The organism is Methanohalobium sp., from assembly GCF_046546175.1.
In the GTDB taxonomy this organism is placed as follows: Archaea; Halobacteriota; Methanosarcinia; order Methanosarcinales; family Methanosarcinaceae; genus Methanohalobium.
The window spans coordinates 1-8,829 of sequence record NZ_JBKGYF010000068.1 but is presented as its reverse complement, the minus strand read 5'-3'; the positions used below and the strand labels follow the sequence as shown (position 1 = coordinate 8,829).

Here is an 8,829-nt window from a genome sequence, read left to right as displayed (position 1 = left end):
TTGGACAGTTTGGTCAACCTTTTCAAAGTTTCATACGTCTGCTTATCAGCACGGATACGGTTCTTCTGGGTCAGATACATACATTATACAATCGTTTAGCAAAATACTTATATTTTTTTGACCATTTATCATACCAAGATGCTAAAGACATTGTGGTTTTCTTTACCTTTATAAAAGCTAATTATTATGTTATAGAAATAATTTTTAAAAGGTTAGTACCACCTGGTTTACCGGGTGATTGTCCCTGGGTTAAGATGATGAAATCCCCTTTTCTGGCCATTTCCCATTGTTTTAATTTTTCAACCGCTATGTTCTCCCAATTATCAGTTTTACTTTCTATGTATATTGGATATACTCCGTAGGATAATGCAAGATTCCTGCTGGTTTTGAGGTAGCGACTAAATGCAAGTATCCATGTGTCCGATTTAAACCGGGATATGTGTCTTGAAGTTTCACCGGACACAGTAGGTGTAATTACATATTTTATGGGTAGTTTCAGGAGCGCATCGTTAACCTGAAGAGATATTACATCATCTACGTCCATTTTTATGTTATCAATATCTTTGATAACGGTATCTGTTTTGTTTTTATTTTTGCTCCTCCATGACTCTGTTTCTCTGGCAATTTTTGCCATCATGGAAGCAGTTTCTACCGGATACTTTCCCGCAGCAGTTTCACCAGAAAGCATTACTGTATCTGTGCCGTCAAGGATGGCATTGGCAACATCGGTAACTTCGGCTCTTGTTGGTCGTATGTTTTCGGTCATTGATTCAAGCATCTGGGTTGCGGTGATAACCGGTATGCTAAGAAGATTAGCTTTGTGTATCAATTCTTTTTGAACAACCGGGACTTTTTGTATGGGTATTTCTACTCCAAGGTCTCCTCTGGCAATCATAAGACCGTCTGTGACACCCAGTATTTCATCTATATTTTTCACTGCCTCTTCTCTTTCAATTTTTGATACTATAAAAACAGATTTTCCTCTGTTTTTTGCATGGTTTCTTATCTTTTGTATGTCATCCGCCTTTTCTATAAACGACACACTAAAAGTATCAACACCTTCATTCAGCGCAAAATCCACAATGTCAAGGTCTCTGTCTGTTACTGGTTCAAGAAGAATTTTTGAACCCGGAAGATTCATCCCTTTATTGGATGAAAGGGGTCCACCTATTACAACCTCGCACTCCACTCTTTTATCAAAAACACCCAGACAATTCAATTGTATAAAACCATCATTTAAATATACAGGACTTCCAGGTCTGATACTTTCAGGAAGTCTGGAATAATTAACAGGTATTATTGACCCACTACCTTCCATATCCTCGGTTGTTAGTATGATTTTGTCACCCTTTTTAAGATGTATGGGGTCTTCTGAAAGTTTTCCAATCCTGATTTTGGGACCCGGTAAGTCTGCCATTATCGATACAACTGCATCCAGCTCAAAAGCTAATTTTCGTATCTTATGTATAACTTCCCTGTGTCCTTCCAGGTTTCCATGAGAAAAATTGAGCCGAGCTACATTCATACCACTATGAATCAGACCCCTGAGAACTTCTTCAGATGACGAAGCAGGTCCTATGGTACATACGATTTTGGTTTTGTGGTCAGGTAGCAACATATTTATACTGTATGTTTTGATTTTATTTGAAGTTTAATTCAAGATAGTATTATCATTAATCGAGATTTCATTTTAAAGCAATAGAAAAGGTTATTTCATTCATAAAAAACTATTGTCAGCCAGTTTAAAATTGTAACGGTGGTTTAATATTGAAATTACCAATCATATTGGAGAAGATACCAGAAATTAGATGAAAGACGTACAATTAAAACCTAAGTTAATGATGCTGATTTTGTAGTAAAAATGGTATCTTAAGATTTATCAAAGGTATTATGTTGTCCGCATTTTCGTGGATGTTTAATTTGGAGTGGTATTTAAAAAACCCACGAAAAAATTGTTCAATTAGTCCTGATAAACTGTTATCCATTCCGTTCCATAAGTATAATATTAATTAAAAGCATATATTGTTAAAACGATTTTTGATCAAAAAATTGGTGATAATTATGGAAAAAGCTACATTTGCAGCTGGATGTTTTTGGGGAGTGGAAGCCGCATTCCGCCAGATTGAGGGAGTTGTGTCCACCAGAGTAGGTTATACTGGTGGAAAATGGGAAAATCCTACTTACAAAGATGTATGTACCGGTAAAACCGGTCATGCTGAAGCAGTTGAAATTACATTTGATTCATCAATAGTATCCTATGATAAATTGCTGGACGTGTTCTGGAAAATCCATGAGCCTACTACTCTGAACAGACAGGGACCGGATATAGGAACACAGTACAGGTCCGCTATTTTTTATCATAATGGAGAACAGAAAAAGAAGGCTTTTGAATCCAAGAAGAGACTTCAGACATCTGGTAAGTACAAAAATGAAATAGTAACCGAAATTGTGCCTGCCTCAGAATTCTATGAAGCTGAAGAGTACCATCAAAGGTATTTTGAAAAACACGGGTATTCAGCATGCAGAATTTGATTGTAAAATTCATTTTTCCACAAGTTCTGCATCTTTGATTATTAGATGGGCAGTATATTCATCCCTTTCCACTATCTCATAATCCATTATCTCAATCCTTTTATTATACATTGGAGATTCAATCACAAAACTCTCAAATTCTCCACCTTCTCCTGCAATATTTAAACCTACCTTCTCATTCAGTCGAACTAGTTTATTGATTTGTTTATCAGTGATCACCTTTCCGAGCCAATCACGGTTTAAACCATAGGCAGCAATACTGCTGAAAATAAATTCAAAACCAAGTTCTATCAGTTTCCTCATCTCAGATTCTTGGTCAATATGCCAGAGCGGAGATAAAACTTCAAGTCCAAGTTCGTTACATATTTTCTCAATACGTTCTTTTTGATAACTGGAATGCAACGCACCTGTAATCACACCATTAATTGCATATTCATCCTGAGCTCGTTTAATTGCACGCTTCATATCTTCAAGTTCTATCTCTTCCTCACCTTTACTTGCCTCTTCAATCAGTGGTATACCCATGGCCTCGGACTGTAAACGGGAAAAATCAATATTTGGAGTGTGAAACATATATGAGTCCTGATTTTCACTTTTTACCGTTATCAGACATTCTATAGAATGACCCTGTTGTTTCATAATATAGGTTGCATAATTACTGTCCTTACCTGAACTGTATAAAACACCAAGCTTTAATTTATAATCCTTCATGGAACTGCTCCAGATATTGTGTTTTCGTTTTAAATCCTGCATTTTTTGCAAGCTTTGTAATCGCTTTATCAAAACGACTGCCATACTGTGCAGCTTTTTTATTTCGCTGTACAAACTCCTCAGGTAGACCGAATTGTTTGCCTGCCATTCTCAAAACCAGTTTATTTTGTTTTTGCAAATTATCGATTTTATAGCATGCTGGTATTTTTAGACCATAATCAACCACCCGCCTGTCAAGATAAGGAACCCTGAGTTCTATATTGTTGTTCATAGACACTACATCATCTCTGTAGGTATTTTTCACATATATGTTTAAAATATCCTGATAACAGTCCTGGTTCAAATTATCCGATTTCCAGTGTCGATTGTAACCCGCAAGCAATTCATCAGCACCCGAACCGGAAAACATCACTCTGATTCCGTCTTCTTTAGCAGCCACACAAGCAGCATACATGGTTAATGCCACCCCTACCCTAAGAACAGAAGTATTTTCAATAAGGGGTACAACTTTCTTAAGATAATACTCAACTTCTTGATAGTTGATTTCTTTTATTTTGAGTTTCAATCCCAGATTATCAGCCACTTTTTTGGCATAGTTTACATCAGGTGAATAATTAGAATCGTTCCCTTTCAAACCTGCTACATAACAGGTGAAATCAACAGCTGAATGTTTAATCAGTTTTTTACATAGATAGGCAATAATTGTGGAATCTATTCCTCCAGAAAACAGAATACCAAACGGTTCATCTGGGAAACGGATTGATACGGCATCTTCCAGAAGATACCTGAATTCGTTACGAATTGTACCCAATTGTTTATCATGTTCCGGTATAATATCAAAAAAATTTCTGGAATAAAAAACAGTGCTATCATTTGCTATATCATAACAGATTATTTCCCTTGGATTAAGTTCACATATATCCGAATATCCGGTGATTTTCAGGGCTTTTTTCTCTGAAGCAAAAGCAAACTCATTTGATTTGCTGTACCATAGCGGTTTGATACCAATAACATCACGAAATAAATATACATAGCCATCAAGCATGTATGCAAAAGAATATACACCAATGACTTCATCCAATACCTGTTCTATTTTTTCTATTACTTCTTCAGGATTGGATGTATCTATATTCGATGAATATATTTGATATTCAATGAATTGGGTTAAAAAATCAGAATCGTTTCCTGCATCCAGGTTATAAACCGAAGCCAGTTCCATCCAGTTGTATATTTCACAGTTTGCAACAAGTCTTCCCTTATAGACAATGGGCTGCGGAACATATTTGACAATCGAGTGAAGATTATGACCCATTATATTAATATCATGAGGTATTTCAAGATTTTCAACAATATCTGAATGTTTTACCCAGTCGATACCGCAGGCACCTGTACCATCTCTGCCACGGTTTCTGAGTATAGAGAGAGCTTTATAGGTATACAAAAACGCATTTTGAGTATTGAAAAATCCTGTTATCGCACACATTATTTTAGATTACAATTAAATTTTAAATATAAAATCGGATTGGTTTTTTGTGAAACAAGGTTTGTTAAATTATAGATTCATGAATCAATAGATTCGGATTTACAGTGGTCAATGATTTCTGCCAGAAACATATCACCGTATTTTTCCAGCTTATATTCACCTACTCCGGAGATTTTCAAAAATTCATCATATGTCTTCGGACAACGAGCAGCCATTTGTTTCAAACTTGTATCAGCAAAAATAATGTATGGAGGTTTGTTTTCACTGTCAGCCAGTTTTTTCCTTAATTTCCTCAACCTTTCAAAAAGCCGATTATCGGTTTCATCTGGCGATTTATCAGAAATATCATTGGATGGATATTCAACCGATTTCGTAAGCTGAACATTTTCCTGACCTGAAAGTAGGTCATGACTTTTCTGGTTCAATTTTAATACCGGATACTGTCCACCTTTAACATCCAGAATTCCTTTATGTAATAATTCCTTTCCGATATCTATCCATTGACTCTTTGTATATTTATGTCCTCCCCCATAACTGCCGAGCAAATCATGCTGTTTATTGATAATCTTCTTGTTTTTGGAACCAGCCAATACATCAGCTACATGATTAAGTCCGTATTTCTGGTTCAGTTCGTCCACACATTTGAGGAAAATTTTTGCCACCTCTGTCCCATCAACCATCTCCCTTGGCTCAAGACATACATCACATTTGCCACAGTTTTGTTCATCAAAATTTTCTCCGAAATAATTCAGTAATAATTTCCTGCGGCAGATATTGCTTTCACAGTAGTTTATCATTTTACGTAATTTTGAGAAGGCAATATCCCGCTCTGATTTTGTAGTTTTTTGATCGATGAAATATTCGATCTTATATTTATCCCCATAACTGAAAAAAAGAATACAATCACAATCAAGACCATCCCTTCCCCCTCTACCTGTCTGTTGATAATAGCTTTCTAGATTCTTTGGAAGGTCATAATGGATCACAAAACGCACATTGGGTTTGTTTATACCCATACCAAAAGCAATTGTAGCCACCATTATCTGTACATCATCCTTGATAAAACTCTCCTGATTTTCCTCACGGATGGATGCTGGCAAACCTGCATGATAGGGCAAAACACGAAAACCTTCCCTTTTAAGTTTGTTATACAGGTCTTCTACCGTACGGCGGCTCTGACAATATATGATACCACTGTATTTCCTGTGGGTTTTCAGGTATCTGACCATCTGATTGTAGGCTTCCTTTTTGGGTCTAACCTCATAATAGAGATTATCGCGATTGAAACTTGATATGTACCTGCTACAATCTCCAAGTTCCAGTAAAGAGATGATATCATTCTGCACTCTGGGTGTAGCAGTCGCGGTAAGTGCTATTAATGGAATATCTGGAAACTTATTCTTCAACATATTCAACTTGAGATATTCAGGTCTAAAATCATGCCCCCATTCTGATATGCAGTGGGCCTCATCAATGGCAAACAGATTGATTTTTACAGTTTTTAAAAATTTGAGGGTTTTTGACATTGTTAATCGTTCTGGTGTGATGTAGAGAACGTCAATACGGTTGTTTAAAAGGTCATTACATATCTGATTTGATTCCAGATAATCAAGTGTACTGTTTAGATATGCAGCGGATATACCATTAGACCTCAATCCGTCGACCTGATCCTTCATAAGAGATATAAGTGGTGATACAACTATTGTCACACCATCCATGAGAAGTGCCGGTAATTGATAACATAACGATTTGCCACCACCTGTAGGCATAACTACAAATGTATCTTTTTGGTCCAGTACATCTTTTATTATATCTTCCTGGAGTGTGCGGAATTCTTTGTAACCGAAGTATTTATGCAGAGTTGTGTACATGGGTTAATCATAAAATCCTGTTTTAAGAGATAATCGGGTTTTATAGTGTAGACGCATCATTAATATATAATTTTCATTCAAGCGGTGTGAAAGTAATTTATATAATTACATCCAGATAAGCATTTATAAGTCTTGAATACCATGAACCTATTAAATAAATCTGATTATTATAATAACACCTTAAACTGGAGCTTGTTCTAATGGTAAAAGTTGATAAATTCATCCAGAAAAGTGCAGCAAGGATTAAAGAACAAATCGATGGAAAGGCGATTATAGCCCTATCAGGTGGTGTAGACAGTTCGGTATGTACAGTACTGGCACATGATGCAATCGGTGACAATCTGGTCCCTATATACATCGAAACCGGTCTCATGAGAAAGGATGAAACTGAGAGAATAAAAGAAACATTTTCCGATATGAATCTCAAAGTTGTTGACAGGAAAGACCGGTTCCTGAATGCTTTAAAAGGTGTAAATGACCCCGAAGAAAAACGTAAAGCGGTTGGTGAAACTTTTATCCGGGTATTTGAAGAGGTAGCCAAAGAAGAACAGGCAGAATATCTAATACAGGGCACCATATATCCGGACAGGATTGAATCCGAGGGCGGCATAAAGTCCCATCACAATGTAGGCGGACTACCTGATGTTATTGATTTTAAGGATATCATAGAACCTATTGCAGACCTATATAAGGATGAGGTCAGAGATGTGGCTAAAGCGCTGAACCTTCCTGATGAAATAGCTGACCGTATGCCTTTCCCTGGTCCCGGTCTTGCAGTCCGGATACTTGATGAAGTAACCGAAGAAAAACTGGACGTGGTACGTGAAGCAAATGCAATTGTAGAAGAAGAACTTGTTGAAAAATATCATCCCTGGCAAACCTTTGCCGCACTCCTTGGGAAAGGGACTGGTGTAAAAGGTGATGTTAGAGTGCATGGATGGATAATTGCGGTTCGTGCTGTCAGTTCAAGAGACGGCATGACCGCTGAGGCAATGCAATTGCCTTGGGATGTTCTTAACAGAATCGAGTCCAGAATTAATAGTGAAATTCCTTCGGTCTCAAGAGTGTTATATGATTTAACACCCAAACCTCCAGCAACAATTGAATTTGAATAAGGTCAATATCATGTCACTGAATCAGATAATATCAGAAATCAGAAATAAACAGCGAATTAAACCATCTGCACCGGACACACCAACTGCAGTGTGGACAGGACATGATAATCACGATGGTAAGAAAATAAACACCCTTACCATTATTTTCAAAACCTCCGGATGCTGGTGGGGAAATCAGGGTGGGTGTTCCATGTGCGGTTATGTCTATGACAGTTCACAAGAACCACCTAATGATAAAGATATGAAGTCTCAATTCGATAAAGCTATGCAAAAGGCCTCTAACCTTGATAAGTTCATGGTCAAAATCTATACATCCGGCAGCTTTCTGGATGAGAATGAAGTCTCTGCAAAAGCTTTGCAATATATCTTGCAGACATTGAACCTGGATGAGAGAGTGGTCAAAGTAATTGCAGAAACACGTCCAGAATTTGTAACTCATGATACTGTCGGTAAATGCAAAGATATTCTGGATAGTACTGAATTTGAAATTGCAATTGGCCTAGAAACCAGCTCTGATATCATTCGCAGGGATTCCATAAACAAAGGGTTTAGGTTTTCAAATTTTATTGGTGCCGCACAGATTGCCGGAGAACATGATGTGACCACCAAAGCCTATCTGCTCCTCAAACCACCGTTTATACCTGAAGGAACAGCTCTTGATGATATGGTACAGTCCGTTGACGAAATTGTACCTTATGTTAGTAATATATCAATAAACCTGTGCAATGTTCAAAAAGGTACCTTTGTTGAATGGATATGGCAAAAACATCAGTACAGACCTCCGTGGCTCTGGAGCATCGTAGAAGTCCTTAGAAAATCAAAGGTAAAACATCCCGACACAATAATCACATCTGATCCAGTTGGTGCCGGTTCCAAACGAGGACCTCACAACTGTAATAAATGCGACCAGGATGTTGCCAATGCCATACGAAAATTTTCTATCACCCAGAACCTTGAGGACCTGGATATTGACCAGTCATGCGGGTGTATAGAATTGTGGAAAAGGGTAATTAAACTGGATGATTACACCTATGGTGCTTTGATTGTGGACAAAATGCTGCAGTGAACTACCGCTGAGCTAAAGACTCAGCGGCTTCGGAAGAAGGTTACTAGGAAA

7 protein-coding genes are annotated in these 8,829 nt (G+C 37.4%); 3 read left to right on the top strand and 4 right to left on the bottom strand.

Annotated elements, in window-relative coordinates:
- Positions 1 to 184 precede the first annotated feature (184 nt).
- Complete coding sequence (gene pyk / locus ACLFMM_RS07630; RefSeq protein ID WP_410808135.1) at positions 185 to 1,618, bottom strand: pyruvate kinase; 1,434 nt, start codon at positions 1,616 to 1,618, stop codon at positions 185 to 187.
- A gap of 443 nt (positions 1,619 to 2,061) precedes the next feature.
- On the opposite strand from pyk, the gene msrA reads away from it, so the two are divergent.
- On the top strand, positions 2,062 to 2,532 hold the full coding sequence (gene msrA / locus ACLFMM_RS07625) for a peptide-methionine (S)-S-oxide reductase MsrA (protein WP_410808134.1): 471 nt from the start codon (positions 2,062 to 2,064) through the stop codon (positions 2,530 to 2,532).
- 9 nt (positions 2,533 to 2,541) lie between these two features.
- On the opposite strand, the gene ACLFMM_RS07620 is transcribed toward msrA, so the two are convergent.
- The 3 genes from ACLFMM_RS07620 to recQ form a co-directional block, all read right to left on the bottom strand.
- Positions 2,542 to 3,243 (bottom strand): diphthine--ammonia ligase, encoded by a 702-nt coding sequence (locus tag ACLFMM_RS07620; RefSeq protein ID WP_410808132.1) that lies wholly within the window; start codon positions 3,241 to 3,243, stop codon positions 2,542 to 2,544.
- Positions 3,230 to 4,726, bottom strand: a complete 1,497-nt coding sequence (locus ACLFMM_RS07615) for an asparagine synthetase B family protein (RefSeq protein WP_410808131.1) — start codon at positions 4,724 to 4,726, stop codon at positions 3,230 to 3,232. Before ACLFMM_RS07615 ends, ACLFMM_RS07620 begins: the two co-directional genes overlap by 14 nt.
- Before the next feature lie 77 nt (positions 4,727 to 4,803).
- On the bottom strand, positions 4,804 to 6,597 hold the full coding sequence (gene recQ / locus ACLFMM_RS07610; protein ID WP_410808130.1) for a DNA helicase RecQ: 1,794 nt from the start codon (positions 6,595 to 6,597) through the stop codon (positions 4,804 to 4,806).
- A 200-nt stretch (positions 6,598 to 6,797) separates the two neighbouring features.
- Here recQ and guaA point away from each other — a divergent pair, with 200 nt between their 5' ends.
- Positions 6,798 to 7,712: a glutamine-hydrolyzing GMP synthase gene (guaA, locus tag ACLFMM_RS07605; RefSeq protein ID WP_410808129.1), complete on the top strand. Its 915-nt coding sequence runs from the start codon at positions 6,798 to 6,800 to the stop codon at positions 7,710 to 7,712.
- Positions 7,713 to 7,722: 10 nt separating this feature from the next.
- Positions 7,723 to 8,778 (top strand): archaeosine biosynthesis radical SAM protein RaSEA, encoded by a 1,056-nt coding sequence (locus ACLFMM_RS07600; RefSeq protein ID WP_410808128.1) that lies wholly within the window; start codon positions 7,723 to 7,725, stop codon positions 8,776 to 8,778.
- The last annotated feature ends 51 nt before the right edge of the window (positions 8,779 to 8,829 follow it).

What these genes read in the sequence shown, in the direction of transcription:
- pyk (WP_410808135.1), bottom strand. Translation starts at nt 1,618, where the DNA reads ATGTTGCTACCTGACCACAAAACCAAAATCGTATGTACCATAGGACCT.
- guaA (WP_410808129.1), top strand. Translation starts at nt 6,798, where the DNA reads ATGGTAAAAGTTGATAAATTCATCCAGAAAAGTGCAGCAAGGATTAAA.
- recQ (WP_410808130.1), bottom strand. Translation starts at nt 6,597, where the DNA reads ATGTACACAACTCTGCATAAATACTTCGGTTACAAAGAATTCCGCACA.
- msrA (WP_410808134.1), top strand. Translation starts at nt 2,062, where the DNA reads ATGGAAAAAGCTACATTTGCAGCTGGATGTTTTTGGGGAGTGGAAGCC.
- ACLFMM_RS07615 (WP_410808131.1), bottom strand. Translation starts at nt 4,726, where the DNA reads ATGTGTGCGATAACAGGATTTTTCAATACTCAAAATGCGTTTTTGTAT.
- ACLFMM_RS07600 (WP_410808128.1), top strand. Translation starts at nt 7,723, where the DNA reads ATGTCACTGAATCAGATAATATCAGAAATCAGAAATAAACAGCGAATT.
- ACLFMM_RS07620 (WP_410808132.1), bottom strand. Translation starts at nt 3,243, where the DNA reads ATGAAGGATTATAAATTAAAGCTTGGTGTTTTATACAGTTCAGGTAAG.